The following is a 23,024-nucleotide window of genomic DNA, read 5'->3' on the forward strand; positions in this document are numbered from 1 at the left end:
GTTTGGGTGTGTTGGCAAGAACCGTCCCCACCAACACCCGCCAACACGGTTCGATCAGTAATCTGTTATGATAATATCTCTGTTTATTAGGGATTCGATTACTTCAGTGACTTGAAAGGATACCTGTGGACTATCGTAATTCTCGAAGGAATATTCACATTGGTCTTTGTAATTCATGATTTTATTATAGTGGGCCATATGTCGGTTGATATCCTCTTGACTATCTTGTCGTTCTATTTGACGATTGAGAACGGTGTCATGGTCAGCGTAGATGAAGAGTCGTATGACCTTATCCCCATACATATCCTTTAATTTATTGGTTCCCTCAGGATTCAACGCCAGGTACACAAGATTACTAGATGTAAATGCCTTAGAGATATCTTCTTCACGAATTCCATAATGATATCCATCAATTTCAACACTTTCTATAAACTCCTGTTTCTCCTCCATTTCTTTAAAGGTTTCCAAGGTGACAAAATGATAGTCCTCTCCATCCTGTTCGTAATGTCGTGGGGCACGAGTGGTGTAGGATAAAATCGCTGCCATATCAAACATGGTGGCAACCATTTTCCCAATCGTCTTTCTGCCTGAGCCATCAGGTCCAGTGTAAATGAAAAGCTTTTGGTTCTTCTTCATTTGATACATAAACAAATCTCCTTTAATCATAATTTGACTTAAATTCCAAAAGAGGAATAAAATTCTAAAATGAAGATACCTATAGTGTACCATATTTTTTCATTTATTTTTAGACTATTCTGAAAAAAATCTAGGGACAGGAACACCAGTAGGGACAGGAACCCCAGTAGTTCCTGTCCCTACCGTACCACTGGGTCAGGCCAAATGGCGTTCGGCCTTCTTTGCAGAAGCAAAATAAAAAATTCCTGTAACAAATTGTTACAGGAATTTTTTATTTTTTATTCTGATTTTGATTGTTGTTGAGACATTAAAGCACTTTGGACTTGGCTTACAGCTGTTTGAGCTTGTGCAATCTCAGTAGCAGCTTGTTTAATTGCTTCTTGAGCCATTGTTTGATCGGACTGAGATTTTTCAATGGCTTGGGTTAATAATTCTTTTGTTAAAGCAACATTACCTTTAGCCTGGTTTAATTGATTGACATCGATTTGTTGTTGTGGCATAAAAAAACTCCTTTTTTCATTTTGAATTACACTTTTATAATGACCAAGGTATCAGTTTATATTGATGGTTATTTTTAGTATCTATGCCATATACTAAAACATCATTAACCCTATCAGCTCTTACAATGCCAAAACTAATTCATTTGCTCAATAAAAACATTTTCATTTCCTAATTATGGTAATTAGAGGAAAGAATAATAAATTTCAATATTGTCCAATATATTTAGATAAATCGCGGGCTTGCGATTACTCGGCCCACTGAAAACATTTGTCGCAACACCGAACGGACTCGTATAATAAGGATTTTTATAAGGTTTTATGGATTATCGGTCACTTTTATCCATTTTGGATAAAAGTGTGTTACAATAAATTTATTGCTTATTGGGGGTGAAATTAAATTATGAAGAAAGCCAAATGGAAATTCATAGTACAAATTTTTTTATCATTTTTGAAAATTGGTCCAGTTACTTTTGGTGGAGGTTATGCAATGATCCCGATGATTGAGAGGGAAGTAGTTAATAACAAAAAGTGGGTCCAAAGTAAAGATGTTACGGAAGTGTTCGCTATTGCAGAATCTGTTCCAGGTGCAATTGCGATAAACTCTGCGACATTCATTGGGTATCGCCTAGCTGGAGTATGGGGTGCTATTGCTGCAATGTTTGGTATATTATTACCAACATTTCTAATCGTTGTTACACTTAGTATTTTATTCCTTTTAGTAAAAGACAATCCCTACATTGAATCTGCGTTTGTGGGTATTCGTGCTGCTATTGTTGCTTTAATTTCTTTTGCAGCATATAAAATAGGTTTGACAGCTGTATATGATAAAACCACTTTAGCAATCGCAGCTGTTACAACAATAATTTTACTTTTTCTACACATACATCCGGTTATAATGATTGTCTCTGGGATATTCACCGGAATCTTCTCGGTTCAGATAAAAAAATGGCTTGGTATTGCTACCCAATTAGAAAAAGAACTTCCAGATGTAAAAGAAGAAAGAGAACAAGAAATAAAAGGGGCGTAGGAGTGATTATTGAATGGAAATTTTATCTGAATTATTTCTAACTTTTTTGATGATTGGCTTTGTATCATTTGGTGGTGGTTATGCGATGATTCCGGTTATAGAAATGGAAGTATCTAACCATGGTTGGATGACTACACAGGAATTTACGGACGTCATTGCGATTGCAGGTATGTCGCCGGGGCCCATTGCAACAAATAGTGCTATATTTGTAGGTTACAAGACTGCTGAATTACCAGGTGCAATTGTTTCCGCTCTAGCAATGGTTATTCCTTCCTTGTTGATTATTTTAATCATTGCTACGTTCTTTTTCCGCTTTAATGAAAAGCCTCTTGTTAAATCTGCTTTTTATGGGCTGCGTCCAATTATTACAGGTCTAATTGTATATGCAGCAATAAAATTTGCGATTTCAAATGATGTGCTATCTACGGAAGTGTCTTGGCATACGCTAAGTCTTTTAATGATATTTGGCTTATCACTATTCGCGCTAATTAAGTTACGAATGCATCCAGTGCTTGTGATTGCATTATCAGGTATTGTCGGAGTAGTTTTATATTAATCCTATTCTATTAGAGGAGGCTAAAACTTGTTTCGTGAATTTTTTCAAGAAAAGGCTGCAAAATATCAATCAATCAAGCAAGTTTATTATTTTATACACAAATATGGACCTATTACAAAGGCTGAATTGTTAGAATTGACCCAATTAAAGCAAACAACAATGGTCCGTCATCTCGAAGAATTATTGAATCGTAATTATATCAAAATAAAAAGTTATGAAAAATCAACTGGGGGGAGGCCTCCAGCTCTGTATGAAATTAACCCTTTTGCCAGTTACATTATAGGAATTGATTTATCGAGGACTCGTACGGAAATATTATTATTAGACCTGAATTTTATAAAACGTGATAATTATTCCTTTGTTATGTCAAGCGAACATACACCTGAAGTAACTATCCTTTTATTAAAAAGAAAGATAAGGGAACTATTAGATAAAAATGGAATAAAAATCGAGCAATTACTTGGAATTGGGATTGGGGCAGTTGGTCCAATTGATCGGGAAAATGGAATAATACTTCACCCAGATTTATTTCCAGCTCCTGGATGGTACTATGTACCTATTGTAAAAGAGCTAGAAACAACTTTTGGTACGAAGGTTATGATAGAAAATGGAGCGAATACTGCTGCCTTAGGTGAATACAGTGCCACTTCTGTTCAGTACAGTAATTATCTTTACTGCATAAGTGGAAGAGGGTTACGTTGTGGAGTATTAACAAATGGTCAATTTATGAAAAATAATACTGGTGATGCGAGTAGCTTTGGGGAAATTATTATTGATATAGATGTGAAAAATCCAAAGGAAAATAAAACATTGTCAACCTATACATCACTTGATTATATGTTAAAAGAAACAAAGCGAAGAATATCGAATGGTGAATCATCCTCATTATTACTCTATCTAAACAATCGTGATGTTGAATCCGCTACAATAAATGACTTTTTGGTTGCTCTTAAAAATGGAGATAAGCTCATTCAAGATATTGTCCATAAATCTGCATATTATTACGGGATAGGACTAGCAAATATCATTAATATTATCCATCCTGAGAAAGTTATTTTGAAAAGTCTTCTAATTGATGTGTATCCAAGCTACTTTGATAATATTATTGAAATTGCAAAACAATACATCTACAGATACGATCAAGCAAAAGTATCTTTTGGAAAGGGACAATTAGAAAATGCGGTTTCCATAGGGGCGTCTGTACTTGTTTTTAATTCTTTTTTTAAATAGTGGTGAAGAATCTAGAGAATTTTTTAGGGAGTTTGACTTCAAACTTGAACATTGGGGGAGAAAAAATGAATGAAAAAAACCAGATTCGACCTTGCTGTGCGGCAAAAAGAAATAGTGAAGCAATTGGTAAAACGAATCAATATATAAAAAAAAGAGAAGAAAAAAATTCTAATATAAAGTTTAAAGAAAAAATGATCTACTTGCCAGGTGGAGAATATTTAATGGGTACAGATGACGGGGAAGGTTTTCCTTCTGATGGAGAAGGACCTGTAAGAAAAGTAAAAGTAGATTCCTTCTATATAGATAGTTACACAGTAACTAATGAAGAATTCAATCAATTTGTTAAAGAAACAGGCTATAAAACGGAAGCGGAGCTGTTTGGATGGTCTTTTGTCTTTTATAAATTTTTCTCTCCTGACAACAAAGTGCAACAAGTAGCGGGTACACCATGGTGGTTTGCCGTTGAAGGAGCTTATTGGTATCAACCTGAAGGGCCCGGTTCTTCCATAGTAAATCGAATGGATCACCCTGTTATTCACGTATCATGGAATGATGCTGTTGCATTTTGTAATTGGGCTGGTAAACGATTACCAACAGAGGCGGAATGGGAATATGCTGCCAGGGGTGGTTTAGAACAAAAGAAGTATCCCTGGGGAGATGATTTAACCCCAAATGGAGAGCATTATTGTAATATATGGCAAGGAGATTTCCCGCGTGAGAATACAAAAGAAGATGGTTTTTTAGGAACAGCACCTGCAAAGTCTTTTCCGCCGAACGGCTTTGGTCTTTATAATGTCGCAGGAAACGTATGGGAGTGGTGTGAAGATTGGTTTACGAATAGTCCTAACCGAAAAATAACAAATGAAATTCACGTGAACGGGCAAACACCAAAAGTAATGCGCGGTGGTTCTTATCTTTGCCATGAATCTTATTGTAATCGTTATCGTGTAGCTGCACGTAGTTCTAATACAATGGATAGTTCCACTGGTAATATGGGATTTCGTTGCGTAACAAATGCTTAAAAAATTAATGGTACTTAAAAACTCAACTTTTGCAGCACAAATTAGGTAAGTATGCCTTGATATAATTGGGCAGACCATTAACCAATTGTTAACCAATTGTTGTAGTTGACTTTTAATTAGCTTTTAAAATTGGTGTTTATCTTTTCTGAGACATTTTCAAAAAGTTTGATTAGTTGCTGAAGTGCTACAGACCTGTCAAGTTCATTTACTTCATCATAGAGTCAGAAAACATCCCCCAAGTCCAAGTGTACGTTCATACGTCCTACAATGGTTTTGCTATGATAGCATCGTGCCGAGAATCAGGATGCACCAGTGGATATAGCGGTAAGTCGTAATGGCTGTCGTCAGTGGATAACATGTAGAGATGATATCCATTGAAGTACTTCTCCCTATAACTATTCCAACCTGTGTAATGTCAGGTTGAGAATACTGATGTGGGTGAGTGAAATTAGTTAGTTCGTGGGCACAGAATTTGAGATTGGAAAAGCTCTAATAATCGATTGGAACCATATCGTAGAGCCAAATCAACGAGTTACGAACAATTACTGGGTTTAGGTACAGCATCCAGCTTTTTAGGTTTATTTTTTTCTATTTAATCTTTTTCCTTTTGGGTTTAACTTTATGTAAGGTTATAACGTTTTAGTTATCAGCGGCCCATTATCTTTGAAATAAGTCATGAAAGGCGCAAATACCTGGAACATCACCATGTTCAAAACCACAAAACTTGATATAATTGATCGTCCCACTCAGTAATGCCAATCAAAGGATTAACCATTAGAAATTAAAGACAAGCCCCGTAGCATTGGAGCCTATCGACTATAGGTGGTTCCCTCAACTCGCTAGATAATCAAGCGCCTGCGCTTTTCTAATATCTTGAATCACTAGACCCCGAAGAGCTCAGAGTTATGAATTCATTCTATTAAATATGTGAAAAGGAGATTATTATGAATAAAATACTTTTAAATAAAACTGTTCTACAAAATGGATATTTTAAAAACAATAGTTCTAGTTCTAAATTCTTAGAAAAAACTAGTATGCCTGATGAGTATCTAAATGAAAGAAAAATTAAAGAGTCTAATTTAAAAATAGTTAACCAAGTAAAGAAATTTAAATTACCTTCTAATAGTTCAGCCTATGCTATTGGAGTTGATATCGGTGGCACCAAAATATTTCTAGTTATAACAGACCTGGATGGAAAAGTTATTTTTCAAAAAAAGGCACCCACAACTAAAAATATAGAAGATTTAAAGATTTTTATTCAATCCTGCATAAAAACATCGGGCATTCAAGAAGAACTAATAATTGGAATGGGGATTGGGGTACCGAGTACAGTAGATACAAATGAGGGAATAGTGTTAGATGCATATGCATTAGGATGGAAAAATATCCCTTTATCGAAATTACTCTCTAGCCGCTTTAGATTTCCTATTTGGATCAATAATGATGTTAACTTTGCTACATTAGGGGAGAATTGGTTAGGTGCAGGCAAATCAATGGATATGATTTTCATTGCGATAGGTACAGGGCTAGGATGTGGAGTTATTGCTAATGGGGAACTAGTGTTAGGACATGAAGGAAAAGCTGGTGAAATAGGATTGAATATTGATAGTATAAGCGATAATAGAGCCCAAGATGGATTTGGGGCACTAGAATATGAAATATCAGGAAGTGGATTAAAAAGAAAAGGTGATCCAACCAAACTTTTTCAAGACTATTATGAAAAGAATGAACCCGGCTATACTGAGATAAAGAAATTTGTTGAAAAACTCACCTTACATATAGTGAATATTGTTAATTTATTAAACCCAGAAAAAATAATTATTGGTGGGGGGGTCTCGGAATCTATGGAAAATCTTACCTATGAGATCCAAACGATAATAAATAATAAGACACCTCTAAAAACGAAAGTTGAGTGCGCTAAACTAGGTAATACTGCAGGAGCAATGGGAGCAATTAAATTTGTGTTAGACAAGTTAAAGTAAATTAATTGCGCATATGAAAGCTTTTTGTCCTATCTCGCGGCCAACAGGACCTTAGTATACGCGTCGTGTATGGTGCGCGCTATACATACAACAACGAAAGGGTACCAGTGATCGAGAAACAGTTAAGGAAATTATGGAGAAACTAAATTCTCAAAACTTCCTAGGTTTCCCAGAATTTCAGGAAGAAATACACTTTGATCCATCCATGAAGACCAATTTTTGCAAGCGTTTGGATGGTAATATCATCAACAAAGTAAACGAGTGGATAGTTTAGGATGAAATGGCTAGAGAAAGCTGAAACAATCACTCAGATGACGATTCACATAAAGATGATCCACTAGAAGGTAGGGCATCCTCATTACAATGAAGGCATCAAACTACATGCATCTACCGAAAATTTCAAAACACGTTTCGGACCCTTTCAAGAAGCCATATTGGCTGATAAGATCTATCGCAATCGTAAAAATCGTGAATTCTACGTAAAAAAGGGGATCCGCCATAGTGTCCCACCCTTTGTCGCCCAACAAGGGAAAAATGCAAAACAACTAAAACAACTGGCCAAACACGATGTATCGAATCGCAATGCAGTTGAAGGGAAATATGGAGAAGTCAATCGCAGCTATGGAAAGGGGCTTATTTCAACATGCCTTCAATAAACAAGTGTAACAATAATTTCCCTACAACTACTGGTTATGAACCCGGAGTATAAGCTCTGCCTTCTTTTTTATTAATTTTTTAATCACTAGTGTAGAAATTAAATGGGCTGTTTTTGCAATCGTTCAGCAGCCCCTAATTAAAAACTGACATGGATCTAGAGTGCTTTCCATCAGGAAAATTCGCAATGATCTTATTCTTCGTTTAGACTGCCTGAATTTAGGTCGATGTTTTTTTCTCTTTACATTTATCCTCTCATTAGATAGGTTTCTTCATTTTTTACACAATGAATTTTCTTGTTTATGCCACTAACTAAAAAAGTAAAAAGTCTGAAAAGTCACAAAAATACATGGAATAGGTCACTATTATAGGTATTGCAGAATTTTTACTGGTATTATAATTTATTTTAAGCAACTTGAATTCTTGCTTTTTAATATATATCCAAAAAAGGGTTACGTATTGCATATAATGAAAGCTGGAAAATTTGCATTTATTCATATAGACTGGCGTTCCTTGCGTAGCTGAATAAGTATTAATTCAATGGCTAGACCATTCTTGCTTTTAAAGATATGTCCTTGGTTACGCAATATTTTTCGCGAAAGTAAGAACGAAAATCCTAAGCAAAGGAACTGTTTTCGCATACGACATGTGCAGTGCCAACACAATGAGGCATATGGTTTTTCTATTTGAAAGAGAAAAGTGTTTATCTAGCCCTTTCACCTTCATGGTGAAACGATACTTTTTTACATTGTGATTCATCGATAATGAAAAAAGAAATCGGTAGATCATTCCATTAGAGGTTCGTTGCTGGGATATTATCCAAAATAAACTAAAGTTGATGTTTGGTGACCACATATTTCTTCAAAAAGGGTGGAATGTCCTTTTTTTAATTAATCCATCCTTCAAAAGTTTTCAGCATTAGTGTAATGTAGACAAGTTTTTGGATACATAATTTTTGCGAGAATTTATTAAAACAATTAAAAAGAAACGAAAGGGGTATTAGTATGAACTTATATTGGGGAGACCTGCATAACCATTGCGGTATTAGTTATGGTTTTGGTAGTTTAGAAAACGCTTTAAAAGCTGCAGAAAAGCAATTAGATTTTGTTTGTATAATTGGTCATGCTGCTTGGCATGATATACCCGAAAAGACGGAGAATCTAGAATTTCTAGTGGATTTTCATGAAAAAGGTTTTGATAAATTGCAGAAAAACTGGAGTGAGGTACAAGAAGTGGTGAAAGCCAGTAACAAACCGCATAAATTCGTTACCTTCCAAGGATATGAGGTTCATTCAAGTGAGTATGGAGATCACCATATAATTTCTAAAAATGATGATTTGCCACTAATTCAAAAACAATCACCTTACGAAGTTATGAAAGCGCTACACTCTTATGAAGTGTTTGCTATTCCACATCATGTTGGTTATACATGTGGTTATAGAGGGGGAAACTGGGATACCTTTAATGAACAAATAAGCCCAGTAATAGAGGTATACTCAAAGCACGGATCTGGTATGTCAGAGGATTCGCCTTATCCATATTACCACGATATGGGTCCTAGAGATTCTAAAAGCACGGTATTTGAAGCATTACGGCGGGGACATAAATTTGGTTTTGTGGGATCCACAGATCATCATGCAGGATATCCTGGTTCATACGGCGATGGAAGACTAGCTGTAATGGCAGAAGAAAAAACAAGAGAGTCCATTTGGAAAGCTATAAAGGATCGTAGAACATATGCTGTAACTGGTGATAAGATAGAATGTCAATTTACAGTGAATGGGCAACCTATGGGGAGTGAAATTAATATTGCAGGAAATAGGAATATTAAGTTTTTTGTTAAGGGTGAAGATGCGTTAGATAAAGTTATTCTTTACAAAAATCTAAAACCATTTGCTGTATTGAACGGAGAAGATTTAAATAAAACTTCGAAAACAACAAAAATATATAAAATCAGAATTGAATTAGGTTGGGGTAACTCAACAGACGGTTTTGTATGGAATAGTAAAGCTGAATTATCAAATGGTAAAATTTTAAAGGCTGAACCTTGTTTTAGAGGTAGAAGTGTGTTGGCCCCTTCTCCTGGAATGAAAGAAGACCCTTCAATGAACGCTTTGCAAAATGAGATGAGATCAATTACAGATAAGAAAGTTGAATGGGATTCAACGACTTTTAAAAACCCTACAACACTTCATCCACATACAAGTGCTCTTATTTTAGAAATAGAAGGCGATAATAATACTATTTTGAAAACAAATATAAATGGTGTTGAACTAGAAACGAAATTAATAGATTTAAAGATTAATAATGTAACTCGTCATTTAGAGAAATATAATTCTGAAGCTTTTATTATTCACAAAGCAGTTCCTGAAGAGGCTTATACATTTATTGGTGAATGGAACGATGATCAGAAAGAAAATGACATGGATATTTATCATGTTGAAGTAAGACAAAAAAATCTTCAAATGGCTTGGGTATCTCCAATTTATGTTAACGCAGAATAGTTGCAGAGGAGGATTTCAAATGAAAGAAAAACTAAGATTTGGAATTGTGGGATGCGGTGGTATCGCACAAAATAAACATTTTCCAAGTTTATCAGCAATAGATGAAGTAGAATTATATGGTTTCTCTGATCACGTTAATGAAAGAGCAGAGGATGCAAAGACTAAATATGGTAGCCAAGATGCAAAAGTGTTTTCCACTTTTCAGGAAATGATTGATGATAGTTCTATTGATGTTATCCACGTATGTACTAGTAATGATTCTCACGCTGATCTTACAATTCGTGCATTGGAATCAGGTAAACATGTAATGTGTGAAAAACCAATGGCAATTACAACAGCCGAAGCAAGAAGAATGAAAAAGGCTGCTGAAAAAACAAACAAGAAATTAACAATTGGCTACAACAATCGTTTTAGAAAAGACTCCATGTATTTAAAAAAATTATGTGACCAAAACATTTTTGGTGATATTTACTTTGCTAAGGCACACGCATTACGACGTATGGGTGTACCAACATGGGGTGACTTCTTAAATAAGGATCGACAAGGTGGAGGTCCTTTAATAGATATAGGAACTCATGCTTTAGATTTAACCTTATGGTTAATGAATAATTATAAACCAAAAGTTGTCTTGGGACAGACATTTAATCAAATAGGTAAGTCGAATGGTAAGGCTAACCCATATGGTCAATGGAATCCCGCATTATTTTCAGTAGAAGATTCGGCTTTTGGAATGATTAAGATGGAAAATGGAGCAACAATCATATTAGAGTCTAGTTGGGCATTGCATATCAGACATGAAGGGGCAGCAAAGTCTACATTATGTGGTACGAAAGCTGGTGCTGATATGTGGAATGGTCTTTTCATTAACGGTGAAGAACACGGGGAATTATACACAAAACAAATTGAACTAGATAAGAAAGAGATTAACTTCTTTGAAACTAAAGCAAAAACTCCAGGAGAAGTTGAAGCACGTATGTGGGTTGATGCGATTTTAGAGGATAAGAACCCGGTTGTGATGCCTCAACAAGCATTAGTTGTTACAGAAATTTTAGAAGCTTTATATGAATCTTCTTTAACAGGAGAAGCTATCTACTTTAATAAGTAAAAAGGAAGAAGGTGTGAAAATGAATGTACTTATTTATGGAGACAATGCCACTATCAATTCATATATCAGTTCGTTAAAGGAAATAGACTTAATTAATGATATTTCAGTAGTCTCAAAAGAAGAAAATAAAGTATATGATAATATTTCTTATTACTCTACTATTCAGCAAGTAAAAAGCAACAGCAACATAGACTTTATCATTATTTGTGATCGATATTCCAATGTTCAAGATGATTGGCCTGAACTTTCTTCAATAAACACTCCAATTATTTGGGATAGTTGTTTTATAAGTCAATCTCTACATTTGAAAGAAATACGCAGCAACTTGGAACCCAATAATTTATTATTTATTGGAGTTAATGAGCTTTTTAATCCACAGGTAGCAGATATCCATAGAAATATAGAAAGACGATTTATAGGTGAGTTAGGAGTAGCAAATTTAAAGCGATACACTCAAACTTCTGATGATCATGATCTTGAACTTCAATCAGAACTTGTAGCTCTGTATCCCTATTTATCGATTGTTAAAAGGGTTTTTGCTATGGAAAGGAAAGTGGATTCAAAACATTATAGTACAACTACATTACGTTTAGAAAATGATGCAATCATAAATTTAGAAATTTTCATTGGTGCACAAGAGTATTTAAGAAACGGTGAATACGCTGGAACGAGAGGTGTAATTAAATATTCATCTGAGTCACATACGATGAAGTTGAAAACCGCTAGTAAGCAAAAAAGTTTTACTCCAACAAAATTAAATGACAAGAAGCAAATGATAGCCCATTTTCTTCAAAACATAAATAATCAAGAAATGAACAATACTTGGTCAATTCATGAAAGAGCTCTTCAGATAAAAGATGCAATTAAACAGTCGCTAGAGACAGGTGCACCTGTTTATATAGGAGGAGAGAATTATGAATAATGTAAAAGTTGGGATGTTAAGCTTTGCACACATGCATGCTTTTAGCTATTTTGATTCTTTAATTGATAGAGACGATGTAACAATTGTTGGAATTAGTGATGAGGATGCGGACCGTGTTAGAGGTTTAATAGATCAATATAAGATTTCTTATTTTAAAGATTATAAAGATCTACTGAAAACAGATGCGGATATTATCATAATAAATTCTGAAAACGCTTTCCATGCTGAACATACGATTGCGTCTGCAAATGCTAAGAAGCATGTCATGTGTGAAAAGCCATTGGGTACTAGCATGGAAGATATGAAAGATATGATTCAAGCTTGTAAAGATAATAAAGTTCAACTAATGACAGCTTTTCCTAATCGTTATGTTCCTTCAATTGTTGAAGCAAAAGATTTAATTGATAAGGGTGAACTTGGTGAATTAATAGCTATAAAAGCTACGAATAAGGGTGCTATGCCAGGAGGGTGGTTTGTGAATAACGATTTGTCTGGTGGAGGAGCTATGTTAGATCATAGTGTTCACGTAGCTGATATATTAAATTGGATTCTCTCATCTGAAATAGAAGAAGTTTATGCTGAGAATGGCACTTTATTTTATAAAGAATTAACATTGGAAGACTCTGCAATGATTACTATGAAATTTAAAAACGGTGTATTGGCAACTTTGGATACGAGTTGGTCAAGAACTGAACCATATCCATATAAAAGAGATTTAACTATGCATTTCGTTGGAACCGAAGGAACATTATTTATTGATTATTTCAAACAAATCTCCGAGGTATATTCTAAAGAATTAAACCATGCTGAATGGAGTTATTGGGGAGATAACAAAGACGAATTGTTGGTTGATGACTTAATAGAAAGATTTAAAAATGGAAAAGAAGTACCAATTACTGGGGAAGATGGGTTAGCTTCAGGAAAGATTTCATTAGCAGCATATGAATCAGTAAAAAAAATCGAAGTAATAAAGTTTGACAAGGATTAAAGGTGGATTGAAACTACATACTTATTAATCTTTTAGGGAGATGTTTATGGAGGTAAAAAATAAAAAGTTAAGAAATAAATTAGATTACTGGATGTTTGTTGGTCCCGCCTTTCTATTCTTTATAGTAATAGTAATTATCCCATTTCTAATAGGAATATATTATTCGTTTACAAATTGGGATGGGGTAAGTAGCACCGTTGAATGGGTGGGAATAGACAACTTTATTAAATTATTTACGGCAGATAATAACTTTCTAAACTCATTTTGGTTCACTTTAAGGTTTACATTAACCGTATTAGTTTTAACAAACGTAGTAGGATTTTTATTAGCTTTATTAGTTACAAGTTATTTAAAAACCCAAAACATATTAAGAACAGCTTTTTTTATTCCCAATGTTATAGGCGGATTGATATTAGGGTTTATCTGGCAATTTATTTTAGTTCGAGGCATTCCAAGTATTGGTGAGTATATACCTTTAGCAATTTTTCAGAGTCCTTGGCTAGGAGATGCTAAAACCGCCTTTTGGGGGATGGTCATCGTATTTGTTTGGCAATTAAGTGGTTATATGATGATTATTTATATTGCAGGCTTGCAAAGTGTAGATGAAAGTTTATTAGAAGCAGCCAAAATAGATGGGGCGAATAGTGTTCAAAAATTATTTAAAGTAATTATTCCGCTTATTGTTCCAGCATTTACAATCTGTCTATTTTTAACAACTTCGATGGCTTTTAAAGTTTTCGATTTGAATTTTGCTTTAACTGGCGGAGGGCCGTTTAGGTCAACTGAATCTTTAGCTATTCATATCTATCAGGAAGCATTTAATTATAATAGGTTTGGTTTAGGGTCAGCAAAAGCGCTAATATTCTTCTTAATTGTAGCGTTCATTACATTACTACAAGTTAGCTTTACTAAACGAAAGGAGGTGAATATGTAATGGGCACTTCAAAATATACTATTAAGCATTTTATTGTTGAAATATTTGCTATAATATTAGCTTTAGTGTTCCTAATACCATTCTATATAGTAGTAATAAACTCTTTTAAAGATTTTTCTAATATTTTAATGAACGCAACAGCATGGCCAGAAACATTTTTATTTTCAAATTATGTAAAAGCTTGGAATATAATTGATTTCCCCAAAGCGTTATTTAATTCTTTTTTCATTACCATTTTAAGTAATGTAGGCTTGGTTGTTATTAGTTCTATGGCAGCATGGAAGATTGCAAGATCAAGTGGAAAGAAGAATAACTTTTTATTCCTTTTCTTTGTCGCCGCAATGATTATACCATTCCAATCAGTCATGATTCCATTAGTAATGTGGGGGAAAGAATTAGGGATTATGAATAGTAGATTAGGTCTTATCATAATGTACCTTGGTTTTGGAGTGTCATTAAATATATTCCTATACCATGGATTTGTAAAATCAATACCAAAGGAAATTGAAGAGGCAGCCGTTATTGATGGATGTAATTCATTTAAATTATTTTGGAAAATAGTTTTTCCACTACTGAAATCAATAACAGTAACAGTTATTATCTTGAATTCATTGTGGATTTGGAATGACTTTATGTTACCATTAATAACTTTAAACAGTGCTGAATTACACACGATTCCGTTAGCAATTAATACATTGTTTGATCAATTTATGAATCAATGGGATAAAGCTTTACCTGCGATGGTAATGAGTGTTGGACCGATTATATTTTTGTATCTTTTCCTTCAGCGTCATATTTTAAAGAGTGTTGCAGCTGGAGCAGTAAAAAGTTAAAAAAGGGGTTGGAAGTTTATGTCCATGAAAAACTTTTTGTATTTAGCGTTGGTACTAGTTTCTGTAGTAGTGATTACGGCATGTGGAGCAGATTCTAGTTCAGAAAATGAAGGGAATCAATCTAATGGTAATAATACTGCAAATCAATCTGAATCAAACGATAGTGGTGAAAAAGTAAAATTAAATGTTTTTCAATTTAAAGCTGCTATTAGTGAACAAATGAAAGATATGGAAAAAGCGTATGAAGAAGAACATCCAAATATAGATCTAACTATTGATACAGTTGGTGGTGGAGCCGATTGGATGGCTAACTTAAAAACTAGATTTGCCTCTGGTGAAGCCCCTGATGTTTTCGTTGTAGAGGGGCCAGAACAATTGGAATTATGGGAAGAATACTTAACTGATCTTTCCGAGGAGCCTTGGGTTGAACATTCTCTTCCTTTTGCAAAAGAACAGATGATGAAGGACGGGAAGTTGTATGGTATGCCAATGAATATAGAAGGCTTTGGTTTTATTTATAATAAAGATTTATTTGAAGAAGCAGGTATTACTGAATTACCTAAAACAGAAAGTGAATTAAAGGAAGCGGTAGAGAAATTAAATGATGCAGGAATTACTCCTTTTGCTAATGGATTTGCTACATGGTGGGCAATTGGTTTGCACTTACCAAACATAGCATTTGCTCATCAGGACGATCCTTTTAAGTATATAGAACAGTTAAATAATGGAGATACATCAATTTCAGAAAATGAAAAGTTCTATGAATTACAAGAGTTATTAGATTTTATGCTAGAAAACGGGACTCCGAACCCATTAAGTACTGATTTAAATACCCAGTTAACTTTATTTGCTTCAGGAGAAGCAGCAATGGTTCATCAAGGGAATTGGACAGAACCTACAATATTTGGTATAAATCCAGATTTAAATGTTGGATTATTACCAGTTCCTTTAAATGATAATGAAGAAGAGATGGATAAAATACAAGTAGGTGTCCCTTTTAGTTGGGTTATTAATAATGAAACGAAACATATGGATGAAGCAAAAGAATTTTTGAATTGGATGGCAATGTCTGAAACAGGTCACAAATTTGTTACAGAAGATTTCCTTATGATTCCTGCATTTGACCATATGGATGTATCAAAGCTAGGTCAAGTAAGTCAAGATATAAATAAATACTCAAAGGATGCTAAAACACTTGATTGGACCTTCCCTTCATGGCCAGATGGATTTGCTGATGAAACAGCAAATTTACTTCAAGGCTACATTGGTGACCAACATGACTTTGAAACAGTTCTAGAAAAAATGGATAATGCATGGCAAGAGTTTAAGTAAATGAAATAGTTCTGGCTGTTGATTTCAGCCAGAACTTTTAGTATTCTTTATAAAACTCCATCTGTGATTATGATAAAAAGGAAGATTACTAATGAAACTAAATTGGAAAAATAGCATTCAAACAAAACTATTAGTTCTATTATTAATCATAATCATACTCCCAATGGGAACTTCAATTATTTTAACATACTATCAACTTAAGTCTTCTATTGAGGAAAGAGCAATTAAAGAAAATATGAACATGCTTTCACAAGGGAAAATGTACATTGAAGATTACTTAAATGGTATTAATCAATTGTCGGTATCTATTTATACGGATTCAAATCTATTGAATACGATTAAAGCAGATAAAATGCAAGAAAGTTATGTTTTGACAAATGAAGTTATGCAATTTATTCAAACCCTTTTGTATTCCCGTGAGGGGATAGAACAAATTTTTCTATACGCTCATAAGCATAAACTGGCTTTTTCTCTATCAAATACCACAGAGTTTAATGCTAGGAGGTTAAATTTTTCTAACTGGGGTTACTTTGAGCAATTAGAATATAATAATGAAATCTTTATAAAACCTCCTCATATGATGAATGATTACGGTTTGGCTGATTTAGATATACTATCTTCAGAATCTGTATTTTCGCTTCATCGACCATTATATAATCTTCCTTTAAAAGATTTTATCGGTTATTTGATTATAGATATTAACATGGAAGAAATTAGTAAGAGGGTTAAGAATTTGTATATATCTGGTAGTGAAGATCTATTTTTGATATCACCTGATCAAACGATAGTATACTCATCAGAAATAAACCATAATACAAGTTCTGAAAATAATTGGATGTACACTATTAATAATATGAAGTCGAATAGTGACTTTTTTGAATGGGAAGATACTGAGGATAGCTATTATATTTTTTACGAAAGATTACCAGAATCTTTAGGGGGATGGGTATTGGTAAAGAAAGTACCTCATAGCTTTATGTTTCAAAGCATTAACGAAATATTAAGGACCAATATAAGCATAGGTATTTTCGCTTTAGCTTTAGTTATTTTTTCTGCAATACTTGTATCTTTTCAAATTACAAAACCAATAAAAATATTAGCTAAAAATATGGATCACATTGGCATTGGAGATCTAACTGTCGATTATGATAGTTTAGGGAAAGGAGAAATTGGTCAGTTAGGTGAGAACTTTAAGCGAATGGTAGTACTCTTAAACAATTATATTGAACAGGTATATGAGTGGGAGCTTAAAAACAAAAATAATCAGCTAAGAATTTTGCAAACTCAAATTAATCCTCATTTCTTATATAATACACTGCAATCGATAGGTACTTTAGCTCTTCAAAACAATATGAAGACCATTTATAGACTATTAAATACTCTAGCTAATATTATGAGATATTCTATTAATTATCAAGAGGATTACGTTGTTCTAGAAAAAGAGTTCTTGCATGCAAAGTGGTATTTAGAGCTTCAAAAGCAAAGGTTCGGCGAAAAATTTGAATACCAACTTACATTAGATGACACATTAAAACAAGTAAGAGTTCCGAAGATGATTTTACAACCACTGATTGAAAATTATTTTAAGCATGGCTTTACTAATGATTATGGAAAAATTAATATTTCGGCACGAGAATATGATACTAAAATTTTATTAGAAGTGAGTGATAATGGAGATCAGATAACAAATGAAGTCATTAATAAAATATCATCTATTATAAAGTCAGCGAATGAAAATTTATTAACTAACGGTAAGGATACGGATACAGGAATTGGATTATATAACGTTGTTTCCAGATTACGGATTTTTTATGATAACAACTTTATAATTACACCTATTCTAAATGAAGAAAAAGGACTAACCATTAGAATTATTATATTTTCACCTAACAAAGGAGAAGATACTAATGAAGGTTTTAATAGTAGATGATGAAAAGCGCGCACGTGAAGGTGTTTGTCTATTGGGGGAATGGGAGAAGCTAAGTATAGATGTAATTTATGAAGCTGAAAATGTTGAACAAGCTAATGAAATAATTGTAAAACATCAACCTGATATTATTCTTACTGACATGGATATGCCAAGAAAAAGCGGAATAGATTTAATGAAATTTACACAAAATCTTCCTTATCCTAATATAGTGATTGTTGTTAGCGGATATGATGATTACAAATATACTAGAAAAACGATTCAGTATGGTGGTTTCGACTATTTAATGAAACCTTTAAATGAAGATGAATTGAATGAAGCCTTATCCAATGCAGTATTAGAAGTGAAAAAACTGAAAGAGAAACAACAACAGAGTGAAGAGCTTGTTTTAGCAAATTCATTTTATGATGATCAGTGTGTTTCCAATCTAGTTATTGGTAAACCCATGGCCATACCTGACTCTTTAAAGAGCTATTTTAACTCAAAGGATAATTATAGGGTAATTATGATGAATTTTGAATTGGAATATAACAAAAATGATGTAGAAAATTATTATCTTAGTAATTTTCAATTTAAGGATAAAGTTAATAACTTATTATCTAATAAGGGAGCTATAGCCTTTTATTGTACTCATCATTCCAACGCGATGATCATCTTTTATCCTGACCATTCATTCTTAGATAAGGGAGTAAATGAAATTTATTTAAATCTAAATAAATTTACTAATAAACTCTCGTTGTATGTTAGCGATGCAGGAAAACTTTCTCGTGACTTAACGGTTCTTTTTAATCAATCAATTATAATTAGAAATAAAAGAAATTTGTTTTTGAAAAAGCCTTATCCTATATTCTATATGAATGATATCTGTGAGAAAAATTGGAGCATTGTTCATTCAATATCTAATTTAAAACTTTTTATCGTAAGTGGTAATCTATTAGAAGTGCAGAATGAATTAAAACATCTTTTCGCGCAAATAAACATAGAACAATGTTTTAACATAGAACAGATAGATATTTGGGAAGAAGAAATAGCTAGTCTTTTTAAGCGATATAGGAAGAGCGATAAAGAATATATAGTTTCATCATTAGTTTTTTTAGATGACTCGGGAGCATTTTGTACAGACGTATTGTTTAATAGTTTACGTAAAGAGTTGAAAAAGTTATTTAATAATCTAAGTAATGAAAATAGAAAGTTAAATATAAGTAGTGAAATTCAGATAGTAAAAGAATATATTGAGGAAAATTATAATAAAACGATAAAAATCAGTGAAATTGCTGAACATATATTTATAAGTAGGGAATATTTAAGTAGACAATTTAAAAAGGTTACAAACATGACAGTGGGCGATTATATTACTAAGGTTAGGTTGAACCATTCAAAGTATTTACTAGAAACAACTGAATTAAAAATTGCAGATGTTGCCTATCAATCTGGTTTCACTGATGAAAGTTACTTTAGTAAAATATTTAAAAAACATTATGGTATGTCTCCAAACAACTTTCGTCTTCGAAAAGGGAAAGTTATAAAATAAGTATAAACCTATACATTTACTCGTTTTAATAGTTGGTTAAAAACGCTACATCGAATTCATCAACTAGAATAAGGATTACCAAGTTAAATATTTCCACAATTGCTCCTTAAATGGGGAGGGGGAAGTATAGGATTTTGCGAGTATTTCTACCTAAAGTCGATTCTCTTCCTCCATAAATATAAGTGATAACTAAAAATGTAAAAATAAGCCTATGGATAAATCGGATTAACCACAGGCTCGAAATTCAATATAATGAATCCAATAGAGTCAGATCTAGGTTCCAGTAAAGACACAGATTAATCTAATATGTCCATAGGATTAAGGAATAAAGAGGTTCCTTAAGTAAAGAAGATGTTTAAAAGATGATGGCCGTTCTATAAATATGATAGAACAATAATAACTTTTTGTGTTTGGGAGAGATAAAGATGCAAAATGGTGGTTTTGTCGGTGGGCTTTATCGAATCAGCGAGTGGATTATGCGTTTTGCTTATTTAAATTTATTATGGATTTTCTTTACTATAGTGGGGATTATTATAATAGGGGTAGCTCCTGCAACAACAGCGATGTTTAATGTAGTACGTAAATGGATTAGGAATGGTAGTGATATTCCAGTCTTTCGAACATTTTGGAGTGCTTATCGTTCAGAGTTTATAAGAGCAAATTTATTTGGATTAATTTTATTCTTTCTTGGTTATATATTATATATTGATTTTATTTTTATAACTAATTTAGATGGAATGCTAGGTTTATTATTAAATGTTGCTTTATTACTAGTACTCATGTTTTACGTCATTGTTATATTATATATATTTCCGGTATTTGTTCACTATCAATTAAAGATCTTTCAATACTTCAAATATGCCATTGTTATTGGAATATCCTTTCCATTACGTACGATAATGATGGCTGTTAGTGTTTTTGTCATTTACCAATTGTCCATACATATTCAAGGTCTTATACTATTCTTTTCCGTAAGTTCATTGAGCTTTGTTATTACGTGGATTACCTATGGTGCTTTCTTAAAAATAGAAGAGAAACAACAAAATGGGAAAAATAAAGAACAGGTATCAACTATTGGGTATGATAATTTAAAAAAATCAGATAGATAATGCTTGATAAAAGGAAATTGAAGGAAGGTTTATTAGATTACGAGTTTCGTAGGGTTGTTATTCGCGATGGGTGGAAATACATTGTCTTTGAAAATCAACCTTGGTCACTGTTTAACTTAAATGATGGCCTTTATGAAATGGTTAATTGGGCGCATAATTTTTTATAAAGAAAAGAGAAAACAATTACATGAAAGATTGTCTCAATGGATTGTTGATACTAAGCATGAGTTTCTTTATCTTCCCTAGATTAAATAAATAGTGAGAAAGCTATGGATATCATTGGGAAAAAGGGACACTTCCCTTTTACAACCTCAATTGACTAGAGCATATTCTAATTTGTTTAATAAACGTTTGGTGATTAAAATTACCAAAAAAATTCCGAGTGCTATAAAGTCATAGGAAATATAATGATATAGGATGAAATTCTAATTCAAAATATCTTTACTAGTGAAAGGAGAGGTCCTAATTATGAATATAATTTATATGCATTCTCATGATACGGGGAGATATATTCAACCGTACGGGTATTCTGTTCCAACCCCTAATTTAATGGATCTAGTAAGAGAAGGAATTTTGTTTCGACAAGCGTTCTGTGGAGGTCCTACATGTTCGCCTAGCCGCGCAGCATTATTAACGGGAATGGCCCCTCATTCAAACGGGATGATGGGTCTTGCACATCTTGGCTTTCAGCTTAAGGACTATAATAAACACCTTGTCCAGTTTTTGAACGAAAATGGATATGAAACAGCTTTAGCTGGTATTCAACATGAGGCACCTGAAACTGAAATGATTGGATATAATCGACTACTTGGTAATCCTCAAGTGGATATGAGTCAATTTGATTTTGATTCTGAGTCTTGGGATTTAAATAATGCAAATGCAGCGGGCCAATTCATTCTTGAAAAGTCAGAGAATTCAAGACCATTTTTCCTTTCTTTTGGTTTATTCAATACGCATTTAAATTTCCCTCCGACCAAACAAAAGCATAACCCAAATTATTTGGTACCTCCATTTCCGTTTTATGACAATAAGCAGAATAGAGAAGCAATGGCTGGTTACATGACATCTGCGGAGATTATGGATCAATGTATTGGAATAGTACTAAAGGCGACTAAAGAAGCGGGTATTGAAGATAATACAATCATTATTTATACAACAGATCATGGATTGCCTTTTCCAAAAATGAAATGTAATTTATATGATACCGGAATTGGAGTTTCTTTAATTATTAGAACACCGGAACAACTTCGAAAAGGGGAGGTTGAGGATGCGTTAGTATCTCACATTGACCTATTTCCTACTATATGTGATCTAACTGGGTTAGAAAAGCCAGACTGGCTCCAGGGAGAATCTCTTGTTCCTTTATTGAAAAGAGAGAAAACAACTATACATGAAGAAGTGTACTCTGAGGTAACTTATCATGCAGGATATGAACCGATGCGTTGCATTCGAACAGAACGTTATAAATATATTAAGTTCTATGACGACCATAATAGGCTTGTTCCGATTAATTTAGATAATAGCGCTATAAAGACATTTTTAGTAGATCACGGCTTACTTAAACAAAATCGCCCTAATGAAATGTTATTTGATTTATTTTTAGACCCAGTTGAACGAGTGAATCTTGCAAATGATCAAAACTATCAAGTTATCAAAACTGATCTTATTAATAGATTAGAAACGTGGATGAAAAAGACAAATGATCCGTTGCTACAAGGAAAAGTTCCATTACCTAAAAATGGGAAAGTTCTAGGCGGACCAGCTTAATAATAGTAGAATGGTTTAAAAAGTAACCATTGGTGATCGAATATAAATATTCAAATTAAGTCAAATTCACTAATTGTGTCTAATACAATCAAAATTTTTTTGTTTGATTAATAAGGGTACAAAATATAATTAAAATAAACAACTATATAGTTGCCTTATGAGCTAAATAATAACTCAACTTCCGCACCTAAATAATTTTGGTGATAGTTGGTGATGTAATGTTTTTAATTTCTTTAATATAGTATTTGACAATAGATAACATGGGTGTTCATTGCGTTGGAGTCGCATTCCACTTCAACCAACTCTGTTACATGAAACATTTTTCAAATGAAAAAGTACATGATTTTTTGATGTAGTGAGATTGTCTAATAATCATTATCACATAGAAAGGTACTATCCAAATGAGTTTTATGTAAGAAGATCTAAAAAGAAAAGTCCATATAAATGCATTTACCATAGCCCGTT

Annotated in this window: 19 protein-coding genes; 17 read left to right on the forward strand and 2 right to left on the reverse strand. The window is 33.2% G+C overall.

Going from position 1 to position 23,024, the window contains the following annotated elements; translation table 11 throughout:
- Positions 1-54 precede the first annotated feature (54 nt).
- Entirely contained in the window at positions 55-645 is a 591-nt protein-coding gene (locus tag RZN25_13740; GenBank protein MEQ6377878.1) for a guanylate kinase, read from the reverse strand.
- Positions 646-914: 269 nt separating this feature from the next.
- Positions 915-1,136: a hypothetical protein gene (locus RZN25_13745; GenBank protein MEQ6377879.1), complete on the reverse strand. Its 222-nt coding sequence runs from the start codon at positions 1,134-1,136 to the stop codon at positions 915-917.
- A gap of 400 nt (positions 1,137-1,536) precedes the next feature.
- On the opposite strand from RZN25_13745, the gene RZN25_13750 reads away from it, so the two are divergent.
- The 17 genes from RZN25_13750 (at position 1,537) to RZN25_13830 (ending at position 22,559) form a co-directional block, all read left to right on the forward strand.
- Complete coding sequence (locus tag RZN25_13750) at positions 1,537-2,163, forward strand: chromate transporter (protein ID MEQ6377880.1); 627 nt, start codon at positions 1,537-1,539, stop codon at positions 2,161-2,163.
- Between the two features lie 13 nt (positions 2,164-2,176).
- On the forward strand, positions 2,177-2,719 hold the full coding sequence (locus RZN25_13755; GenBank protein ID MEQ6377881.1) for a chromate transporter: 543 nt from the start codon (positions 2,177-2,179) through the stop codon (positions 2,717-2,719).
- A 27-nt stretch (positions 2,720-2,746) separates the two neighbouring features.
- Entirely contained in the window at positions 2,747-3,949 is a 1,203-nt protein-coding gene (locus tag RZN25_13760) for an ROK family protein (GenBank protein ID MEQ6377882.1), read from the forward strand.
- Between the two features lie 65 nt (positions 3,950-4,014).
- Positions 4,015-4,971, forward strand: coding sequence for a formylglycine-generating enzyme family protein (locus tag RZN25_13765; protein MEQ6377883.1), 957 nt, complete (start codon positions 4,015-4,017; stop codon positions 4,969-4,971).
- A gap of 944 nt (positions 4,972-5,915) precedes the next feature.
- Positions 5,916-6,953, forward strand: a complete 1,038-nt coding sequence (locus RZN25_13770) for an ROK family protein (GenBank protein ID MEQ6377884.1) — start codon at positions 5,916-5,918, stop codon at positions 6,951-6,953.
- Positions 6,954-7,387: 434 nt separating this feature from the next.
- On the forward strand, positions 7,388-7,609 hold the full coding sequence (locus RZN25_13775; protein MEQ6377885.1) for a transposase: 222 nt from the start codon (positions 7,388-7,390) through the stop codon (positions 7,607-7,609).
- A 1,002-nt stretch (positions 7,610-8,611) separates the two neighbouring features.
- Entirely contained in the window at positions 8,612-10,111 is a 1,500-nt protein-coding gene (locus RZN25_13780; protein MEQ6377886.1) for a DUF3604 domain-containing protein, read from the forward strand.
- Between the two features lie 19 nt (positions 10,112-10,130).
- The gene (locus RZN25_13785; GenBank protein MEQ6377887.1) at positions 10,131-11,216 is read left to right on the forward strand and encodes a Gfo/Idh/MocA family oxidoreductase; all 1,086 of its coding nucleotides are present in this window, start codon (positions 10,131-10,133) and stop codon (positions 11,214-11,216) included.
- 19 nt (positions 11,217-11,235) lie between these two features.
- Positions 11,236-12,138: a hypothetical protein gene (locus RZN25_13790; protein MEQ6377888.1), complete on the forward strand. Its 903-nt coding sequence runs from the start codon at positions 11,236-11,238 to the stop codon at positions 12,136-12,138.
- Positions 12,131-13,126 carry a Gfo/Idh/MocA family oxidoreductase gene (locus RZN25_13795; protein MEQ6377889.1) on the forward strand — a complete coding sequence of 332 codons (996 nt, stop codon included), beginning with the start codon at positions 12,131-12,133 and terminating at the stop codon, positions 13,124-13,126. The genes RZN25_13790 and RZN25_13795 overlap by 8 nt, the downstream gene beginning before the upstream one ends.
- A gap of 46 nt (positions 13,127-13,172) precedes the next feature.
- On the forward strand, positions 13,173-14,060 hold the full coding sequence (locus RZN25_13800) for a sugar ABC transporter permease (GenBank protein MEQ6377890.1): 888 nt from the start codon (positions 13,173-13,175) through the stop codon (positions 14,058-14,060).
- A complete protein-coding gene (locus RZN25_13805) occupies positions 14,060-14,893 on the forward strand; it encodes a carbohydrate ABC transporter permease (GenBank protein MEQ6377891.1) in 834 nt (277 codons plus the stop codon). Before RZN25_13800 ends, RZN25_13805 begins: the two co-directional genes overlap by 1 nt.
- Before the next feature lie 18 nt (positions 14,894-14,911).
- Positions 14,912-16,225: an extracellular solute-binding protein gene (locus tag RZN25_13810; protein MEQ6377892.1), complete on the forward strand. Its 1,314-nt coding sequence runs from the start codon at positions 14,912-14,914 to the stop codon at positions 16,223-16,225.
- A gap of 91 nt (positions 16,226-16,316) precedes the next feature.
- On the forward strand, positions 16,317-18,155 hold the full coding sequence (locus RZN25_13815) for a histidine kinase (GenBank protein MEQ6377893.1): 1,839 nt from the start codon (positions 16,317-16,319) through the stop codon (positions 18,153-18,155).
- Positions 18,133-19,683, forward strand: coding sequence for an AraC family transcriptional regulator (locus RZN25_13820; protein ID MEQ6377894.1), 1,551 nt, complete (start codon positions 18,133-18,135; stop codon positions 19,681-19,683). Before RZN25_13815 ends, RZN25_13820 begins: the two co-directional genes overlap by 23 nt.
- Positions 19,684-20,108: 425 nt before the next feature.
- Entirely contained in the window at positions 20,109-20,792 is a 684-nt protein-coding gene (locus RZN25_13825; GenBank protein ID MEQ6377895.1) for a YesL family protein, read from the forward strand.
- Between the two features lie 468 nt (positions 20,793-21,260).
- A complete protein-coding gene (locus RZN25_13830) occupies positions 21,261-22,559 on the forward strand; it encodes a sulfatase (protein MEQ6377896.1) in 1,299 nt (432 codons plus the stop codon).
- The last annotated feature ends 465 nt before the right edge of the window (positions 22,560-23,024 follow it).

It is taken from the genome of Bacillaceae bacterium S4-13-56 (assembly GCA_040191315.1).
In the GTDB taxonomy this organism is placed as follows: Bacteria; Bacillota; Bacilli; order Bacillales; family JAWJLM01; genus JAWJLM01.

Coding starts and splice junctions, on each gene's coding strand:
- RZN25_13755 (MEQ6377881.1), top strand. CDS start 2,177: ATGGAAATTTTATCTGAATTATTTCTAACTTTTTTGATGATTGGCTTT.
- RZN25_13825 (MEQ6377895.1), top strand. CDS start 20,109: ATGCAAAATGGTGGTTTTGTCGGTGGGCTTTATCGAATCAGCGAGTGG.
- RZN25_13785 (MEQ6377887.1), top strand. CDS start 10,131: ATGAAAGAAAAACTAAGATTTGGAATTGTGGGATGCGGTGGTATCGCA.
- RZN25_13745 (MEQ6377879.1), bottom strand. CDS start 1,136: ATGCCACAACAACAAATCGATGTCAATCAATTAAACCAGGCTAAAGGT.
- RZN25_13830 (MEQ6377896.1), top strand. CDS start 21,261: ATGAATATAATTTATATGCATTCTCATGATACGGGGAGATATATTCAA.
- RZN25_13780 (MEQ6377886.1), top strand. CDS start 8,612: ATGAACTTATATTGGGGAGACCTGCATAACCATTGCGGTATTAGTTAT.
- RZN25_13815 (MEQ6377893.1), top strand. CDS start 16,317: ATGAAACTAAATTGGAAAAATAGCATTCAAACAAAACTATTAGTTCTA.
- RZN25_13800 (MEQ6377890.1), top strand. CDS start 13,173: ATGGAGGTAAAAAATAAAAAGTTAAGAAATAAATTAGATTACTGGATG.
- RZN25_13750 (MEQ6377880.1), top strand. CDS start 1,537: ATGAAGAAAGCCAAATGGAAATTCATAGTACAAATTTTTTTATCATTT.
- RZN25_13770 (MEQ6377884.1), top strand. CDS start 5,916: ATGAATAAAATACTTTTAAATAAAACTGTTCTACAAAATGGATATTTT.
- RZN25_13810 (MEQ6377892.1), top strand. CDS start 14,912: ATGTCCATGAAAAACTTTTTGTATTTAGCGTTGGTACTAGTTTCTGTA.
- RZN25_13790 (MEQ6377888.1), top strand. CDS start 11,236: ATGAATGTACTTATTTATGGAGACAATGCCACTATCAATTCATATATC.
- RZN25_13765 (MEQ6377883.1), top strand. CDS start 4,015: ATGAATGAAAAAAACCAGATTCGACCTTGCTGTGCGGCAAAAAGAAAT.
- RZN25_13795 (MEQ6377889.1), top strand. CDS start 12,131: ATGAATAATGTAAAAGTTGGGATGTTAAGCTTTGCACACATGCATGCT.
- RZN25_13820 (MEQ6377894.1), top strand. CDS start 18,133: ATGAAGGTTTTAATAGTAGATGATGAAAAGCGCGCACGTGAAGGTGTT.
- RZN25_13805 (MEQ6377891.1), top strand. CDS start 14,060: ATGGGCACTTCAAAATATACTATTAAGCATTTTATTGTTGAAATATTT.
- RZN25_13740 (MEQ6377878.1), bottom strand. CDS start 645: ATGTATCAAATGAAGAAGAACCAAAAGCTTTTCATTTACACTGGACCT.